This is a genomic window from Escherichia sp. WS33, assembly GCF_046486385.1.
Classification (GTDB): Bacteria; Pseudomonadota; Gammaproteobacteria; order Enterobacterales; family Enterobacteriaceae; genus ECMA0423.
Genome location: NZ_JBJQLJ010000004.1, coordinates 52,357 through 69,881, shown reverse-complemented (window position 1 = coordinate 69,881; position 17,525 = coordinate 52,357). Strand labels below are relative to the sequence as shown.

Annotated in this window: 19 protein-coding genes; 6 read left to right on the top strand and 13 right to left on the bottom strand. The window is 51.5% G+C overall.

The genetic code is table 11. From position 1 onward, the window contains the following. Positions 1-29: 29 nt before the first annotated feature. Both ACJHXA_RS05015 and ygfT read right to left on the bottom strand, forming a co-directional pair. Positions 30-518: a 4Fe-4S dicluster domain-containing protein gene (locus ACJHXA_RS05015; protein ID WP_000838428.1), complete on the bottom strand. Its 489-nt coding sequence runs from the start codon at positions 516-518 to the stop codon at positions 30-32. Then, positions 518-2,437: a formate-dependent uric acid utilization protein YgfT gene (ygfT, locus tag ACJHXA_RS05010; RefSeq protein ID WP_001367088.1), complete on the bottom strand. Its 1,920-nt coding sequence runs from the start codon at positions 2,435-2,437 to the stop codon at positions 518-520. Before ygfT ends, ACJHXA_RS05015 begins: the two co-directional genes overlap by 1 nt. 435 nt (positions 2,438-2,872) lie before the next feature. Here ygfT and uacT point away from each other — a divergent pair, with 435 nt between their 5' ends. Together uacT and yqfG are read left to right on the top strand one after the other, a co-directional pair. Then, on the top strand, positions 2,873-4,321 hold the full coding sequence (gene uacT / locus ACJHXA_RS05005) for a urate/proton symporter UacT (RefSeq protein ID WP_283512258.1): 1,449 nt from the start codon (positions 2,873-2,875) through the stop codon (positions 4,319-4,321). 1 nt (position 4,322) lies between these two features. Then, the gene (gene yqfG, locus ACJHXA_RS05000; protein WP_001010156.1) at positions 4,323-4,448 is read left to right on the top strand and encodes a protein YqfG; all 126 of its coding nucleotides are present in this window, start codon (positions 4,323-4,325) and stop codon (positions 4,446-4,448) included. On the opposite strand, the gene ACJHXA_RS04995 is transcribed toward yqfG, so the two are convergent. Further along, the gene (locus tag ACJHXA_RS04995; RefSeq protein ID WP_120795390.1) at positions 4,445-4,516 is read right to left on the bottom strand and encodes a protein YqfH; all 72 of its coding nucleotides are present in this window, start codon (positions 4,514-4,516) and stop codon (positions 4,445-4,447) included. The genes yqfG and ACJHXA_RS04995 overlap by 4 nt on opposite strands. A 54-nt stretch (positions 4,517-4,570) precedes the next feature. Between ACJHXA_RS04995 and idi the strand changes: the two genes are divergently transcribed. Further along, entirely contained in the window at positions 4,571-5,119 is a 549-nt protein-coding gene (idi, locus tag ACJHXA_RS04990; protein WP_001192804.1) for an isopentenyl-diphosphate Delta-isomerase, read from the top strand. Between the two features lie 42 nt (positions 5,120-5,161). Here the strand turns inward: idi and lysS are convergent, their stop codons facing one another. The 5 genes from lysS to xerD form a co-directional block, all read right to left on the bottom strand. Continuing rightward, on the bottom strand, positions 5,162-6,679 hold the full coding sequence (gene lysS / locus ACJHXA_RS04985) for a lysine--tRNA ligase (protein ID WP_000003068.1): 1,518 nt from the start codon (positions 6,677-6,679) through the stop codon (positions 5,162-5,164). Positions 6,680-6,688: 9 nt separating this feature from the next. Further along, positions 6,689-7,787 (bottom strand): peptide chain release factor 2 gene (gene prfB / locus ACJHXA_RS04980; protein ID WP_001701073.1). Its coding sequence is split into 2 segments (ribosomal slippage): positions 6,689-7,711 and positions 7,713-7,787, totalling 1,098 coding nucleotides; the frame shifts between segments, so codons are not numbered across the junction. A gap of 90 nt (positions 7,788-7,877) precedes the next feature. After that, positions 7,878-9,611 (bottom strand): single-stranded-DNA-specific exonuclease RecJ, encoded by a 1,734-nt coding sequence (recJ, locus tag ACJHXA_RS04975; protein ID WP_000813215.1) that lies wholly within the window; start codon positions 9,609-9,611, stop codon positions 7,878-7,880. Between the two features lie 5 nt (positions 9,612-9,616). Next, positions 9,617-10,327, bottom strand: a complete 711-nt coding sequence (gene dsbC, locus ACJHXA_RS04970; protein WP_000715214.1) for a bifunctional protein-disulfide isomerase/oxidoreductase DsbC — start codon at positions 10,325-10,327, stop codon at positions 9,617-9,619. A gap of 24 nt (positions 10,328-10,351) precedes the next feature. Then, a complete protein-coding gene (xerD, locus tag ACJHXA_RS04965) occupies positions 10,352-11,248 on the bottom strand; it encodes a site-specific tyrosine recombinase XerD (protein ID WP_000806638.1) in 897 nt (298 codons plus the stop codon). Between the two features lie 111 nt (positions 11,249-11,359). On the opposite strand from xerD, the gene fldB reads away from it, so the two are divergent. Beyond that, the gene (gene fldB / locus ACJHXA_RS04960; protein WP_001055874.1) at positions 11,360-11,881 is read left to right on the top strand and encodes a flavodoxin FldB; all 522 of its coding nucleotides are present in this window, start codon (positions 11,360-11,362) and stop codon (positions 11,879-11,881) included. Positions 11,882-11,920: 39 nt separating this feature from the next. On the opposite strand, the gene ACJHXA_RS04955 is transcribed toward fldB, so the two are convergent. Together ACJHXA_RS04955 and sdhE are read right to left on the bottom strand one after the other, a co-directional pair. Then, a complete protein-coding gene (locus ACJHXA_RS04955) occupies positions 11,921-12,328 on the bottom strand; it encodes a protein YgfX (protein ID WP_000244772.1) in 408 nt (135 codons plus the stop codon). Further along, the gene (gene sdhE, locus ACJHXA_RS04950; RefSeq protein WP_000354046.1) at positions 12,309-12,575 is read right to left on the bottom strand and encodes an FAD assembly factor SdhE; all 267 of its coding nucleotides are present in this window, start codon (positions 12,573-12,575) and stop codon (positions 12,309-12,311) included. The genes ACJHXA_RS04955 and sdhE overlap by 20 nt, the downstream gene beginning before the upstream one ends. 242 nt (positions 12,576-12,817) lie before the next feature. Between sdhE and ygfZ the strand changes: the two genes are divergently transcribed. Next, the gene (gene ygfZ / locus ACJHXA_RS04945; RefSeq protein ID WP_000886062.1) at positions 12,818-13,798 is read left to right on the top strand and encodes a tRNA-modifying protein YgfZ; all 981 of its coding nucleotides are present in this window, start codon (positions 12,818-12,820) and stop codon (positions 13,796-13,798) included. Positions 13,799-13,874: 76 nt separating this feature from the next. Here ygfZ and trhA read toward each other — a convergent pair whose 3' ends face one another. After that, positions 13,875-14,534 carry a PAQR family membrane homeostasis protein TrhA gene (trhA, locus tag ACJHXA_RS04940; RefSeq protein WP_000250274.1) on the bottom strand — a complete coding sequence of 220 codons (660 nt, stop codon included), beginning with the start codon at positions 14,532-14,534 and terminating at the stop codon, positions 13,875-13,877. Between the two features lie 163 nt (positions 14,535-14,697). Continuing rightward, entirely contained in the window at positions 14,698-15,009 is a 312-nt protein-coding gene (gene yqfB, locus ACJHXA_RS04935; RefSeq protein ID WP_001182944.1) for a N(4)-acetylcytidine aminohydrolase, read from the bottom strand. A gap of 44 nt (positions 15,010-15,053) precedes the next feature. Here yqfB and bglA point away from each other — a divergent pair, with 44 nt between their 5' ends. After that, positions 15,054-16,487: a 6-phospho-beta-glucosidase BglA gene (gene bglA / locus ACJHXA_RS04930; RefSeq protein ID WP_001363803.1), complete on the top strand. Its 1,434-nt coding sequence runs from the start codon at positions 15,054-15,056 to the stop codon at positions 16,485-16,487. 56 nt (positions 16,488-16,543) lie between these two features. On the opposite strand, the gene ACJHXA_RS04925 is transcribed toward bglA, so the two are convergent. Beyond that, a complete protein-coding gene (locus ACJHXA_RS04925) occupies positions 16,544-17,287 on the bottom strand; it encodes an SDR family oxidoreductase (RefSeq protein WP_000951964.1) in 744 nt (247 codons plus the stop codon). Between the last annotated feature and the right edge of the window lie 238 nt (positions 17,288-17,525).

Below are 17,525 nucleotides of genomic sequence, written 5' to 3'. Positions count from 1 at the left end.
CTCCGCGCCTTTCAGCGCGGAGATTTCTTTCACAGAGGATTCTCACCGCTGGCAACAATACGCTGCTGGCGGACTCGCCTGAGTTCTCTTTCAGTAAGCAACTGCAGCGCCTGTGTTGGGCAAGATTCAACGCAGGCAGGCCCCTCTTCCCGCTGTTCACAGAGATCGCATTTCACAATTTGTTGTCGGGTATCCCCCGGCAACGACTGAATGGTGATCATTCCAAACGGGCACGCACTGACGCAACTCTGACAGCCAATACAACGGGCAGAATTGGTCTGCACCACCTGCTCGCCCATCGTCAGCGCCCCCACGGGGCAAGCGCCAACACAAGGGGCGTTTTCACACTGATGGCACATCACCGGCGCACTGATGCTGTCCAGTCGCTGTACCTTCAGCCGGGGTAAAAAGACATCGGCATTCAACTCCTGTTCTGAAGGGTGAGCGACCACACAGGCTACTTCACAAGTACGGCAGCCAATACAGTCAGCCGGATTAACGATAATTAACGATTTCATCACGATGCCTTCGTATCAAACAGAGTTAACATATCGCGCGCCGCCTGCCTTCCTGCGGCCATTGCAGTGACAACCAGATCCGCGCCATGAACTGCATCCCCACCAGCAAAGACTTTTTTCAGATGCGTCTGGGTAGGTAAATACCCGACGTCACCGGTTTGAATCAGGCCCCATTTATCGAGTTTAATTCCGCTGCCCTGCAACCACGGCATGGCATGCGCCTGGAAACCAAAGGCCATAATCAGAACATCGGCGGGCAATTCAAACTCTGAACCCGCTACCGGACGAGGACGACGGCGACCATCCGGCCCCGGCTCACCCATGGCGGTACGAATCAGGCCCACCGCAGTTAAACGCCCATCTTCGTCACAAGCGATATATTGCGGTTGAACATTGAACTGAAACTCGACACCTTCCTCGCACGCATTAACCACCTCTTTGCGCGAGCCCGGCATACTGACTTCATCACGACGATACGCGCAGGTCACGCTGGCAGCATTGAGGCGAATGGAAGTCCGCAAACAATCCATTGTCGTATCGCCACCGCCCAATACCACGACTCGCTTACCTTCCACGTCCGTCAGCGGATACTCTTCAGACTCCGGCAATCCCATGAGCTGGCGGGTATGGGCAGTCAGGAACGGTAGAGCCTGAATGACACCGGGTGCATCTTCATGCGGCAGATCTGCTCGCATCATCCCGTAAGTCCCCACGCCGATGAAAACTGCATCATATTCAGAAGTTAAATCGCTAAAGGTAATATCGCGGCCAATTTCACAGTTAAGATGAAAGTCGATTCCCATTGCGGTGAATATCTCTCGCCGCTGGCTTAATACCGTTTTATCGAGTTTGAAAGGAGGAATGCCAAAAGTCAGCATACCGCCAATTTCTGGATGGCGATCAAAGACATCAACCTGAACTCCCGCGCGCGCCAGAATATCAGCACACCCTAACCCTGCTGGCCCAGCGCCAATCACCGCCACTTTTTCGCTACGGGGAACAACTTTGCTGACATCGGGACGCCAGCCCATCGCCAGCGCGGTATCGGTGATGTAGCGTTCCAGATTACCGATAGAGACTGCGCCAGAGTGATCTTTCAAAGTACATGCGCCTTCACAAAGACGGTCCTGTGGGCATACCCTGCCGCAGATTTCTGGTAAGGAACTGGTCTGGTGGCAAAGTTCTGCCGCTTCAATAATCTTTCCTTCCTGTACCAGACGGATGTAATCCGGAATAGCGTTATGCAGCGGGCAATGCCAGTTGCAGTTAGCTTTTTCGGCACAATAAACACAGCGGTCACTCTCATAAGTCGCTTGCAGTGGATCCAGCCCGCAATAGATTTCGCCAAAGTGGGTTTTCCGTTCACTCGCTGAAATTTTATCTGCGCCTTTACGCGAGTTAACGGGGAGCAACGCTGCACTGCGAGATGGCTGAGCGACTGATGACGCTTTTCCTGCTGCCGTTTTGCGCTGGCGGGCCACCTTTATCTGCTGTAACCCTTTATCGTCCATCAGTCGTAACGCCTGTGTTGGGCAGACTTCAATACAGGCTTGCGTGCCAGAACTGCGCTGGTTACAAAGGTCGCATTTCTGCGCAATCGTATCGACCATCTCAACGACGCCAAAGGGGCAAGCGATTGCGCATCTTTTACAACCAATACATTTTTGCTCGTCCAGTTGTACGCTATCGGACTGGAAAGTCAGAGCATTAACCGGACAAGCCGTAACGCAAGGGGCATTGTTGCAGTGATGGCAGGCCACCGGATTCGCAGCCTGGCCTTTCCCTACAACGTGGATACGCGGTCTAAAGTCACTGTGACTCAGCGGCCAGTTTTCTTGATTGTGTGCCACCGCACAGGCAATTTCACAAGCATGACAGCCTATACATTCCGCAGCTTCAGCAGCGATAAACTTATTCATTTGCATCCCTTTCATTTAATGAGTTATGTCTTCTCAAATTTCGCGATGCAATAAACGGGCATATATTAGGTAGCATGACCGTTTTAATTATAATTTTGCGACTGAGTTCAAATTATTGCCCCTCAATCTATGCCGCTTTCATTATTTCAACATTGCCGACCAAAAGAGCGCTATCCAGATAAAAACGATTAAATGCGAGAGTGCGACATGCCAGAATGATTAATGAAATATCAATATGAGAAAATTACAGATAATTTCATTGTCAGGTTCTCTTCTCATTTTCGTGGTTTAACCACGATTATGTGATTGCCTCCGCAATTCCTGTCTCTAACTCCCCTTCCTCGCAAAAACTGGCACTCCACGAGCATGTGTTTAGACAGTTTCATTAACGTAAACGGTTGCTTTTTACTCTGGCGGGCGAAAGGAGAAACACTGATGAGCGCCATAGATTCCCAACTTCCCTCATCTTCTGGGCAAGACCGCCCAACTGATGAGGTTGACCGCATATTATCACCAGGAAAGCTGATCATACTCGGTCTGCAACACGTCCTTGTCATGTACGCAGGTGCAGTCGCTGTTCCTCTTATGATTGGTGACCGACTGGGCCTCTCAAAAGAAGCTATTGCGATGCTCATTAGCTCGGATCTCTTTTGCTGCGGGATCGTCACATTATTGCAATGTATCGGTATCGGCCGCTTTATGGGGATCCGCCTGCCGGTGATTATGTCGGTGACCTTTGCTGCTGTAACACCAATGATAGCCATTGGGATGAACCCGGATATCGTCCTGCTGGGGATATTTGGTGCCACTATCGCCGCGGGTTTTATCACCACATTATTAGCGCCACTTATCGGTCGCTTGATGCCTTTATTCCCGCCACTGGTTACCGGTGTGGTTATTACTTCTATTGGGCTTAGCATCATTCAGGTGGGTATTGACTGGGCCGCCGGAGGTAAAGGGAATCCGCAATATGGTAATCCCGTTTATTTAGGTATCTCCTTTGCTGTCTTAATTTTTATCTTGCTCATTACTCGCTATGCGAAAGGATTTATGTCCAACGTCGCCGTATTACTGGGGATTGTATTTGGCTTTTTACTTTCGTGGATGATGAATGAAGTCAATTTATCCGGGCTACATGATGCTTCATGGTTTGCGATTGTCACGCCGATGTCATTTGGTATGCCGATTTTCGATCCCGTTTCCATTCTGACCATGACTGCCGTGTTAATCATCGTGTTTATCGAGTCGATGGGGATGTTCCTGGCACTGGGTGAAATAGTCGGTCGTAAACTCTCTTCACACGATATTATTCGCGGGCTGCGTGTCGATGGCGTAGGGACAATGATAGGCGGAACGTTTAACAGCTTCCCCCACACGTCATTTTCACAAAACGTTGGCCTGGTTAGCGTGACGCGCGTTCATAGCCGCTGGGTGTGTATTTCTTCGGGAATTATATTAATCCTGTTTGGCATGGTGCCAAAAATGGCGGTGCTGGTCGCCTCCATTCCGCAATTTGTGCTGGGCGGTGCTGGGCTGGTGATGTTCGGCATGGTACTGGCGACAGGGATTCGAATTCTGTCGCGCTGTAACTACACCACCAACCGTTACAACCTCTATATTGTGGCGATCAGTCTCGGCGTTGGCATGACTCCGACGCTCTCTCACGATTTCTTTTCTAAGTTACCGGCCGTACTGCAACCGTTGCTGCATAGCGGCATTATGCTCGCAACCCTTAGCGCCGTTGTGCTGAATGTCTTCTTTAATGGCTACCAGCATCATGCTGACCTGGTGAAGGAATCCGTCTCTGATAAAGATTTAAAAGTCAGGACAGTACGTATGTGGCTTCTGATGCGCAAGCTGAAGAAAAATGAGCATGGAGAATAATATGAATTTTTTAATGCGCGCTATATTCAGTCTGCTGTTGCTTTTTACTCTCTCTATTCCTGTCATTTCTGACTGTGTTGCAATGGCCATTGAAAGTCGCTTCAAATATATGATGCTACTTTTTTAAATGGTTTTTACCTGTCGGCATCCGCTCAAAACGGGCGGTTGTCGATAAACGCTCACTTGGTTAATCATTTCACTCTTCAATTATCTATAATGATGAGTGATCAGAATTACATGTGAGAAATTATGCAAACGGAACACGTCATTTTATTGAATGCACAGGGAGTTCCCACTGGTACGCTGGAAAAGTATGCCGCACACACGGCAGACACCCTCTTACATCTCGCGTTCTCCAGTTGGCTGTTTAATGCCAAGGGGCAATTATTAGTTACCCGCCGCGCACTGAGCAAAAAAGCGTGGCCTGGCGTGTGGACTAACTCGGTTTGTGGGCACCCACAACTGGGAGAAAGCAGCGAAGACGCGGTGATCCGCCGTTGCCGTTATGAGCTTGGCGTGGAAATTACGCCTCCTGAATCTATCTATCCTGACTTTCGCTACCGCGCCACCGATCCGAGTGGCATTGTGGAAAATGAAGTGTGTCCGGTATTTGCCGCACGCACCACCAGTGCGTTACAGATCAACGATGATGAAGTGATGGATTATCAATGGTGTGATTTAGCTGATGTATTACACGGTATTGATGCCACGCCGTGGGCGTTCAGTCCGTGGATGGTGATGCAGGCGACAAATCGCGAAGCCAGAATACGATTATCTGCATTTACCCAGCTTAAATAAAAAACCCCGACATTTGCCGGGGTTGTGAGCATAACGTAATGCTTATTTCACCGGACGCATCGCCGGGAACAGAATAACGTCGCGGATGGTATGGCTGTTGGTGAACAGCATTACCATACGGTCGATGCCAATCCCCAGACCTGCTGTCGGCGGTAAGCCATGTTCCAGTGCGGTAACGTAATCTTCATCGTAGAACATCGCTTCGTCGTCACCTGCGTCTTTCGCGGCAACCTGATCCAGGAAGCGTTGCGCCTGATCTTCCGCGTCATTCAGCTCGCTAAAGCCGTTACCGATTTCACGACCACCGATGAAGAACTCAAAGCGGTCTGTGATTTCCGGGTTAATGTCGTTACGACGCGCCAGCGGAGAAACTTCTGCCGGATATTCAGTAATGAAGGTCGGCTGAATCAGATGTGCTTCTGCCACTTCTTCGAAGATCTCGGTAACGATACGGCCCAGACCCCAGCTCTTCTCAACGTGGATACCGATAGATTCAGCAATCGCTTTCGCAGAGTCGAAGTTATCCAGATCCGCCATGTCGGTTTCCGGGCGATATTTCTTGATCGCTTCACGCATGGTCAGTTTTTCGAACGGTTTACCGAAGTCCAGCGTCACGTCGCCATAGGTCACTTCCGTCTTACCGAGAATATCCTGTGCCAGAGTACGGAACAGCGATTCGGTCAGCTCGATCAGATCTTTGTAATCTGCGTAAGCCATGTAGAGTTCCATCATGGTGAACTCTGGGTTATGACGTACGGAGATACCTTCGTTACGGAAGTTACGGTTGATTTCGAATACACGCTCGAAGCCACCGACCACCAGACGCTTGAGGTACAGTTCCGGCGCGATACGCAGGTACATGTCGAGATCCAGCGCGTTATGGTGGGTGATAAACGGACGCGCAGCGGCACCGCCAGGGATCACCTGCATCATCGGCGTTTCAACTTCCATAAAGCCGCGGTTCACCATGAACTGGCGAATACCAGAGAGGATCTGCGAGCGCACTTTAAAGGTGTTACGGGATTCATCGTTAGAGATGAGATCCAGATAACGCTGACGATAGCGCGCTTCCTGATCCTGCAAGCCGTGGAATTTATCCGGCAGCGGACGCAGTGCTTTGGTCAGCAGACGCAGCTCGGTACAGTGGATAGACAGTTCGCCGGTTTTGGTTTTGAACAGTTTACCTTTCGCGCCGAGGATGTCACCGAGGTCCCATTTTTTGAACTGCTCGTTGTAAACGCCTTCCGGCAGATCGTCACGGGCAACGTACAGCTGAATGCGGCCACCCACATCCTGCAGGGTAACGAAAGACGCTTTACCCATAATACGGCGGGTCATCATGCGGCCAGCAACGGCGACTTCGATGTTCAGCGCTTCCAGTTCTTCGTTCTCTTTACCGTCGAATTCTGCGTGCAATTGGTCAGAGGTATGATCGCGACGGAAATCGTTCGGGAAGGCAATCCCCTGCTCGCGCAGGTTCGCCAGCTTCTCACGACGCGTTTTCAGTTCATTGTTAAGATCGACTACCGCGTCAGCGCCCTGTGCGTGTTGTTCAGACATGTTGGTTCCTCATAACCCTGCTTTCAAACTTGCTTCGATAAATTGATCCAGGCTGCCGTCCAGCACGGCCTGCGTGTTGCGGGTTTCTACCCCGGTACGCAGATCTTTAATGCGGGAGTCATCAAGGACATAAGAACGAATCTGGCTGCCCCAGCCGATGTCGGATTTGTTATCTTCCATCGCCTGTTTCTCGGCATTTTTCTTCTGCATCTCCAGTTCATAAAGCTTCGCTTTCATCTGCTTCATGGCCTGGTCTTTGTTCTTGTGCTGGGAACGGTCGTTCTGGCATTGGGTCACGATCCCGGTTGGGATGTGGGTAATACGCACCGCAGATTCGGTACGGTTAACGTGCTGACCGCCCGCGCCGGACGCGCGATAAACGTCAATGCGCAGATCCGCCGGGTTGATTTCGATATCAATATCATCATCAACTTCCGGGTAAACAAACGCAGAGCTGAACGATGTGTGGCGACGACCGCCGGAGTCAAACGGGCTTTTACGCACCAGGCGGTGAACGCCAGTTTCTGTACGCAGCCAGCCGTAAGCGTAATCGCCGGAGATTTTGATCGTCACGGATTTAATACCCGCCACTTCACCTTCCGACTCTTCGATGATTTCAGTTTTGAAACCACGCGATTCAGCCCAGCGCAGATACATACGCTCAAGCATGCTCGCCCAGTCCTGTGCTTCCGTACCGCCAGACCCCGCCTGAATATCGAGGTAGCAGTCGGCGCTGTCATATTCGCCAGAGAACATACGGCGGAACTCAAGCTGCGCCAGTTTTTCTTCCAGGGCGTCGAGTTCAGCAACGGCTTCGTTAAAGGTTTCTTCGTCGTCAGCTTCTACAGCCAGTTCCAGCAGACCAGAAACATCTTCCAGCCCCTGTTTCATTTGGTCGAGGGTGTCGACAACGGCTTCGAGGGAGGAACGCTCTTTACCCAGCGCCTGTGCGCGTTCGGGTTCGTTCCAGACATCCGGCTGTTCCAGCTCGGCGTTTACTTCTTCCAGACGCTCTTTCTTGGCGTCGTAGTCAAAGATACCCCCTAAGAACGTCGGAGCGTTCCGTGAGGTCCTGAATGCGATTATTTACCGGATTAATTTCAAACATGGTCTGATTTCTTTTATTGAGCTAGTCAAAATGCGGTGATAAGAGCGGGATTGTACCCAATCCACGCTCTTTTTTATAGAGAAGATGACGCTAAATTGGCCAGATATTGTCGATGATAATTTGCAGGCTGCGGTTGCCGCGAAACTCGTTGATATCGAGCTTATAAGCCAGTTGCACTTCACGCACGCCGTTATCCGGCCAGAGGGCGGTATCGACATTAAAAGCAATACCATCCAGCAGTGGACCGCCGCCGACCGGTTCGACCATCACCTTCAAATGACGTTCGCCCACCAGCCGCTGTTGCAGCAGACGGAAATGACCGTCAAACAGCGGCTCCGGGAACATCTGCCCCCACGGGCCAGCATCGCGCAGCAACTGCGCCACTTCCATGGTCATTTCGGCCGGGCTTAACGGACCGTCTGACACCACTTCGCCTTGCAATAGCGAAGGGTCCAGCCACTCTGTAACCAGTTCGCCAAACCGTTGTTGAAAGAGTTCGAATTTATCCTCTTCCAGCGACAAACCCGCCGCCATCGCATGACCGCCAAACTTCAGCATCATGCCAGGGTAGAGTGTGTCTAATCGCTCCAGTGCATCACGCATATGCAGCCCCTGAATGGAGCGACCTGAACCTTTCAGCGTACCATCACCTGCTGGCGCAAAGGCGATAACCGGACGGTGAAAACGCTCTTTGATGCGCGAAGCCAGAATACCGACAACGCCCTGATGCCATTCGGGGTGGTACATTGCCAGCCCGCCGGGTAGCGTGTCGCGACTTCGCTCCAGTTTCTCGCACAGGGTCAGGGCTTCAACTTGCATTCCTTGTTCGATCTCTTTTCGCGTCTGGTTTAGCGCATCGAGTTCATTTGCCAGCACGCGCGCTTCGCCGATGTTGTCGCACAGCAACAGCGCCACACCGACGGACATATCGTCCAGTCGCCCGGCAGCATTGAGACGTGGCCCCAGCGCAAAACCTAAATCGCTGGCGGCGAGTTTTTGCGCATCGCGATTTGCCACTTCCAGCAGCGCTTTAATCCCCGGACGGCACTTTCCGGCACGGATGCGACTCATCCCCTGCCAGGTCAGAATGCGATTATTAGCGTCCAGCGGCACGACGTCCGCTACTGTCCCCAGCGCTACCAGATCCAGCAGTTCTGCCAGGTTAGGAATTGCGATGCCACGCTCATCAAACCAGCCCTGATCGCGCAAAAAGGTGCGCAGCGCCAGCATCAGATAAAACGCCACACCCACGCCTGCCAGTGATTTCGACGGGAAATTACAGTCGCGCAAGTTAGGGTTAATGATCGCTTCCGCCGCGGGTAATGTTTCGCCTGGCAAATGGTGATCGGTAACAATAACCGGAATGCCCAACGAGCGAGCGTGTTCAACCCCCGCATGGGAGGAAATACCGTTATCCACCGTGACAATTAACTGCGCGCCACGGGCATGGGCCTGATCGACCACTTCCGGGCTTAAGCCGTAACCGTCTTCGAAACGGTTTGGTACCAGGTAGTCGATATTGCTGCAACCAAGCGAGCGCATCGCCAGCACGCTTAGAGCCGTGCTGGTCGCGCCGTCGGCGTCAAAATCGCCGACCACAATAATCCGCGTTCCTTCGCGAAAAGCGTTGTAAAGGATCTCAACGGCCTTTTCGACGCCGCTCAGTTGCTGCCAGGGCAACATACCTTTAACACTGCGTTCCAGTTCTTGCGCACTGCGCACGCCCCGGCTGGCGTATAAACGGCGCAGCAAGGGAGGCAATTCAGCGGGCAAGTCTGCCGTTTCATCGACTTCACGGCGACGAAGTTGTATCTGTTGTTTCACGCGAATTATTTACCGCTGGTCATTTTTTGGTGTTCGTCGAGGAATTCTTTCATCTCTTTCGGCGGCTGGTAACCCGGAACAAGTGTGCCATTGCTCAGCACAACTGCCGGAGTACCGCTAACGCCAAGCTGGACGCCAAGTGCGTAATGGTCGGCAATATCCACGTCGCAGCTGGCTGGTGCGACGCTTTTACCTGCCATCACATCATCAAACGCTTTGTTTTTATCTTTCGCACACCAGATAGCTTTCATTTCTTTCTCTGCATCGCTGTCCAGCCCCTGGCGCGGGAAAGCAAGATAACGCACGGTGATCCCCAGCGCGTTATAGTCTGCCATTTGCTCATGCAGTTTGTGGCAGTAACCACAGGTAATATCAGTAAACACGGTGATGACGTGTTTTTCCTGCGGCGCTTTATAAACGATCATCTCTTTTTCAAGCGCATTCAACTGCTTTAACAGCATCTTATTGGTGACATTGACCGGAGCCGTGCCGCTAACGTCATACATTGGCCCCTGAATGATATGTTTACCATCATCGGTGATGTACAACACGCCGCTGTTAGTCAGAACTGTCTTCATGCCAGCTACGGGCGCGGGCTGAATATCGCTGCTTTTGATGCCCATTTTGGCTAACGTTTGTTGAATTGCCGCGTCATCAGCCTGAGCAAAACCTGAAAACGCCGCTAACAAAGTAAACAACATAAAACCTTTCTTCATAAATCTTCCCGTTCTTTTCAGACATCACGCCCGCGGGTGATGCTGTTGATGAAGTTGCCGCAGACGCTCGGTAGCGACATGCGTATAAATTTGCGTGGTGGAGAGGTCGCTGTGGCCCAGTAGCATCTGCACCACGCGTAAATCCGCACCATGATTTAATAAATGGGTGGCAAAAGCGTGACGCAATACATGCGGTGACAGCTTTTCGCTGTCGATACCCGCCAGCACAGCATAATGTTTAATGCGGTGCCAGAAGGTCTGTCGCGTCATCTGCTGCGCACGCTGGCTGGGAAACAACACGTCAATTGACACACCATTCAGCAGCCACGGACGCCCATGTTCCAGATAGGTTTCCAGCCAGTAAACCGCCTCTTCACCTAACGGTACCAGGCGCTCTTTGTTGCCTTTACCAATGACCCGCACTACGCCCTGACGCAGGCTGATATCACTCATTGTCAGTCCGACCAGTTCAGAGACACGCAGCCCGGTAGCATACAACACTTCAAGCATGGCTTTATCGCGTAGCTCCAGTGGCTGATCAATTAATGGTGCCTGTAATAAACGTTCGACCTGCGCTTCGCTTAAATCTTTTGGCAAACGCTGGGGCAATTTCGGTGAAGCGAGATGCGCACTGGGATCGTCTTCACGAAACTTTTCGCGATAAAGATACTGGAACAATCGGCGCACTGCACTCAGCAAACGCGCTGAGCTGGTGGCTTTATACCCGCCCTCCAGCCGTTCTGCCAGTAATGCCTGCAAATCGTCACTTTGCGCCGTCGCCAGCGTCAACCCGCGGTGATGCAACCACTCCACCATCATTGACAGATCGCGACGGTAAGCGTTCAACGTATTTTCAGCCAGATTTTTTTCCAGCCACAGAGCATCAAGAAACTGCTCGATGCGTGCCAGATCCTGTTTCACTTGCGCCCCTTATGGTCACTCATTTGATCCATTATGCCTTATTGTGCCGTGACTAAAGCGATTCTGATACACTAGCCGCAAAAGCCACAGCAGAATCGAGAAGCTTACGTTATGAATATGGGTCTTTTTTACGGTTCCAGCACCTGTTACACCGAAATGGCGGCAGAAAAAATCCGCGATATTATCGGCCCAGAACTGGTGACCTTACATAACCTCAAGGACGACTCCCCGAAATTAATGGAGCAGTACGATGTGCTCATTCTGGGTATCCCGACCTGGGATTTTGGTGAAATCCAGGAAGACTGGGAAGCCGTCTGGGATCAGCTCGACGACCTGAACCTTGAAGGTAAAATTGTTGCGCTGTATGGGCTTGGCGATCAACTGGGATACGGCGAGTGGTTCCTCGATGCGCTCGGTATGCTGCATGACAAACTCTCGACCAAAGGCGTGAAGTTCGTCGGCTACTGGCCAACGGAAGGATATGAATTTACCAGCCCGAAACCGGTGATTGCTGACGGGCAACTGTTCGTGGGTCTGGCGCTGGATGAAACTAACCAGTATGACCTTAGCGACGAGCGTATTCAGAGCTGGTGCGAGCAAATCCTCAACGAAATGGCAGAGCATTACGCCTGATCTCACTGACGGCTTAGCGCATATGCTTTGCCGTCATCTTTATCTTTGCGTCTCTTGTTGCAACAAAATCCGCCGTAAATCCCGCCATTCGGCTTCGTCCATGCTGTCGGCTGCCAGCCATAAATGTTGCCGTTTACCGCCATCAGAACGTAAACGCAGCATCATGCCGCTCTTAATCATCCACGGTGCTTTGACGATGCACCACTCCTGCCCTTGCCAACGCAAACGCCCGTCCATCAACAAGCGAATTTCCCCCTGGCGAGCATTAATACGCCGCTGGCTGCGAACGCAATCAAACACCACCAGCGAAAGTAACACCATCCATAACGGGGTGTAACTGAGTGGCCAGGGCATGAGTAAAATAACAGCGGCAACCAGCCCATGAATCAGCAAGGAAAGCCACTGTGCGCGCCAGGAGACGCGCAAATCAGATTGCCACAGGACCACGTTCCCGGTTCCGTGTCTGGATGAGTCGGACCATCATTTCCAGTTCTGCATCGGCCGGTTTACCGTGATTCATCAGCCAGTTAAACAGGTCCGGATCGTCACATTCCAGCAGACGAATAAAGATGCGTTTTTCGTCATCGCTTAAGCTGTCGTACTCATGTTCGAAAAACGGCATGATTGAAATATCGAGTTCGCGCATACCACGGCGGCATGCCCAATGAATGCGGGCTTTGTTGTTAATGTCCATCTTCTTCCTGTCTCACGAAAATCCAGTACCCGGCTATTGTAACGTGTTTTTCGCCTTCTTTTACGGGAATATCAGTAAACACCATCGCGATCGCGAAATTAATTCACAACAATTCAATGGCTTCATTTTTTTGGAAGTCGCCTCGCAGAAGGCACAGATCGCGTAGTGAAAGCACTTGCATTGCCTCATAGCTCTTTTACCATTAGTCATTAATACGCCGTTAAGCAACTCAGGACTCTATTATGGCTTTTACACCTTTTCCTCCCCGTCAGCCTACGGCTTCTGCCCGTTTACCGCTGACGCTGATGACGCTTGATGACTGGGCGCTTGCCACCATTACTGGCGCGGACAGCGAAAAATATATGCAGGGTCAGGTGACAGCAGATGTCAGCCAGATGGCAGAAGATCAGCACCTGCTCGCCGCCCATTGCGACGCCAAAGGTAAAATGTGGAGCAATTTACGTCTGTTCCGCGACGGCGATGGCTTTGCATGGATTGAACGGCGCAGCGTGCGTGAACCGCAGCTGACTGAACTGAAAAAATATGCGGTATTCTCTAAAGTGACCATCGCGCCAGACGACGAGCGTGTGCTGCTTGGTGTTGCCGGTTTTCAGGCGCGCGCCGCGCTGGCAAATCTCTTTAGCGAACTGCCTTCGAAAGAAAAACAGGTAGTCAAAGAAGGCGCGACCACTTTGCTATGGTTTGAACACCCGGCAGAACGTTTCCTGATCGTAACCGATGAAGCTACTGCTAATATGCTGACCGATAAACTGCGCGGTGAAGCGGAACTGAACAATAGCCAACAGTGGCTGGCATTAAACATTGAAGCGGGTTTCCCGGTGATTGATGCCGCCAACAGCGGGCAGTTTATCCCACAGGCGACCAATCTCCAGGCGCTGGGCGGTATCAGCTTTAAGAAAGGCTGTTATACCGGACAAGAGATGGTGGCGCGGGCCAAATTCCGCGGTGCCAACAAACGTGCGCTCTGGTTACTGGCAGGTAGCGCCAGCCGACTGCCAGAAGCAGGTGAAGACTTAGAGCTGAAAATGGGCGAAAACTGGCGTCGTACCGGTACGGTGCTGGCTGCGGTCAAACTGGAAGATGGTCAGGTCGTGGTGCAGGTGGTGATGAATAACGATATGGAACCGGACAGCATCTTCCGCGTGCGCGACGATGCAAATACACTGCATATCGAGCCGCTGCCGTATTCGCTCGAAGAGTAAATTTCTATATCGCTTCGGGCATCTATTGCCTGAAGCGACACTGATGTGTCTTTTCATGCAGACAAAGGCACAGCAATTACGCCTGCCCAATATACAAATAGATCGCCAGAAAGTGGCACACACTACCGCCGAGTACAAAGCCGTGCCAGATGGCATGATTGTACGGAATGCGTTTGCAGACATAGAAAATCACCCCGAGCGAATAAACCACGCCGCCTACCGCCAGTAAGGTAACGCTGCCTGCCGCGAGCTTAACTGCCATTTCATAAATTACCACCAGCGACAACCAGCCCATCGCCAGATAAGTCACCAGAGATAAAATTTTAAATCGGTGCGCGATGGTCAGTTTGAACAGAATCCCCAGCAATGCCAGGCTCCAGATAACAATCATCAATCCGCGCGCTAACGGAGAATCTAACCCCACCAGCAAAAACGGTGTATAGGTTCCGGCAATCAACAGGTAAATGGCGCAATGGTCAAATTTCTTCAGCCACATTTTTGCCCGTTGATGGGGAATGGCGTGATAGAGCGTCGAAGCGAGGAACAGCAGGATCATACTGCCGCCATATAGGCTATAACTGGTTATCGCCGTGGCGCTGGCATTGAGATCCACCGCCTGAACCAGTAGCAACACCAGCCCAACGATACCAAACACCAGCCCAATGCCGTGACTGACGCTGTTGGCAATTTCCTCTGCCAGCGAATATCCCTGCTTAATGAGGGGCTTCTGAACCATAACTTACTCCGGAGAAACGTACACGCACATGTATACCTCTCCAGCGTAACTGAGAATAGTTCCAGTGAACACCTGTTAGCTAAAATAAATTCTGATTTTGGACTAATCTCCGAAAAATCATGAAATTAAATGCGAAATTTCAACTAACAGGCGTGAGTTCAATTTAAAGGCATTTAAATTCAATCACATAAAACTGTGTCTGGCCGGGATAGATGTCGGCAATGACCTTTTTCAGTTCAGGCAGGGTCATATTTTCCTGCTCTGCATGTTTTTCCGTCAGCGTCTCCAGCGTTATGGTTGAGGTTGCGGTGACTTCGATGGTGCAAAAATAGCCATCATCTTCAAAGCGCCCAACGCGCAGCACATCGCCCGTTTTAAAGTGCGATTCAGATTCGTCGCGGATGGTGATGGTTTTACGTCCAGCCAGAATGTCATCCTGGAAACGTTGAAAAAAAGTGATGTCGTTTGGCTGCATGGTACTATTTCCTGTAAGAATTGATTCATCTGGAGCCTATGATAGTGAAAAAACTCACCTTACCGAAAGATTTCTTATGGGGCGGCGCAGTTGCCGCTCATCAGGTCGAAGGCGGCTGGAACAAAGGCGGCAAAGGGCCGAGCATTTGTGACGTTCTGACCGGTGGCGCACACGGCGTGCCGCGCGAAATCACCAAAGAAGTCTTGCCAGGCAAATACTATCCAAACCATGAAGCCGTTGATTTTTATGGTCACTACAAGGAAGACATCAAGCTATTTGCCGAAATGGGCTTCAAATGTTTTCGGACTTCCATCGCCTGGACGCGTATTTTTCCAAAAGGTGATGAAGCTCAGCCAAACGAAGAAGGGCTGAAGTTCTACGATGATATGTTCGATGAACTGCTGAAATACAACATCGAACCGGTGATCACCCTCTCCCACTTTGAAATGCCGCTGCATCTGGTGCAGCAATACGGTAGCTGGACCAACCGTAAAGTGGTTGATTTCTTTGTCCGTTTCGCGGAAGTGGTGTTTGAACGCTATAAGCATAAAGTCAAATACTGGATGACCTTCAACGAAATTAACAACCAGCGTAACTGGCGTGCACCGCTGTTCGGTTACTGCTGCTCCGGCGTGGTTTATACCGAGCATGAGAACCCGGAAGAGACGATGTATCAGGTGCTGCATCACCAGTTTGTCGCCAGCGCCCTGGCGGTGAAAGCTGCGCGTCGCATTAACCCGGAGATGAAAGTCGGCTGTATGCTGGCGATGGTGCCGCTCTATCCCTACTGCTGTAACCCGGACGATGTGATGTTCGCTCAGGAGTCGATGCGCGAACGCTACGTCTTTACCGATGTGCAGCTACGCGGCTATTACCCGTCCTATGTGTTGAACGAGTGGGAGCGTCGCGGATTTAACATCAAAATGGAAGACGGCGATCTCGATGTACTGCGTGAAGGCACCTGCGATTATCTTGGTTTCAGCTATTACATGACCAACGCAGTGAAGGCCGAAGGCGGCACCGGCGATGCGATCTCTGGTTTTGAAGGCAGCGTACCGAACCCGTATGTTAAAGCGTCTGACTGGGGCTGGCAGATTGATCCAGTAGGTCTGCGCTATGCCCTTTGCGAACTGTATGAGCGTTATCAGAGGCCGCTGTTTATTGTCGAAAACGGTTTTGGCGCTTACGACAAAGTGGAAGAAGATGGCAGCATCAACGACGACTACCGCATTGACTACCTGCGCGCCCATATTGAAGAGATGAAAAAAGCAGTGACTTACGATGGTGTGGATCTGATGGGCTACACACCGTGGGGCTGCATCGACTGCGTATCGTTCACCACCGGGCAGTACAGCAAACGCTACGGCTTTATCTATGTGAATAAACATGACGACGGTACTGGCGATATGTCGCGTTCACGTAAGAAGAGCTTTAACTGGTACAAAGAGGTGATTGCCAGCAACGGCGAGAAGCTTTAAGTCGATGAAGTACCGGATGCAATACTTGTTGCATCCGGTCAGACAACTTCCCTGTTTTATTTCCCGCCCGCCAAATCGATAAAACTTCCCGTGACGTAAGAGGCTTTATCACTTAGTAGCCAGACAATGGCCTGCGCGACCTCTTCTGCCTGTCCACCACGCTGCATGGGGATGTTCGACTTAACGCGATCGACGCGTCCAGGCTCGCCGCCGCTGGCGTGCATTTCGGTATAAATAAACCCTGGCCGCACGCAGTTAACCCGGATCCCCTGCGCGGCGACTTCCAGCGATAGTCCGGTGGTTAACGTATCAATCGCCCCTTTCGATGCCGCGTAATCAACATATTCCCCTGGCGAACCCAACCGTGAGGCCACCGAAGAGACATTGACGATAGCGCCGCCACTGCCACCATTTTTAAGCGCCATGCGTTTTACCGCCTCGCGGCAGCAGAGAAAATATCCCGTCACGTTGGTGGAAAGTACTCGGTTGATTCGCTCTGCGGTAAGGTTTTCAACGGTGCACTGGGTAAACAAGATCCCGGCGTTATTGACCAGCGCTGCTAGCGGTTCATCGTGCTGATCGATTGCTGTAAACATCGCAACGACCTGGTTTTCGTCGCTGATATCCGCCTGGAGCACGAATGCTTTGCCACCGGCTTGCGTTATTAAGTTCATCACTTCCTGCGCCGCGTGGAGGTTTTGTTGATAATTAACCGCCACCGTATACCCTTCTTGCGCCAACAGTAATGCAGTTGCCCGCCCGATGCCGCGACTGCCACCGGTCACAAGTGCTATAGCCATTTGTTTTTCCGAGAAAAATTCATTCGTTGACGTATCTTTGAGATTGCTAACAAACTGGCTCAATCTTCAATGTTGGCACGCTTTTCCCCCTCGCCCTTTCAGGGAGAGGGCCGGGGTGAGGGTAAATATTCGCGCCAGTGCCGGCCTGTTCCCCTCACCCTCTCCCCAAAGGGGCGAGGGGACTGTCTGAGCACTTTTGTACTTTGTCATCTGACTAAAAAGGCGCCGAAGCGCCTTT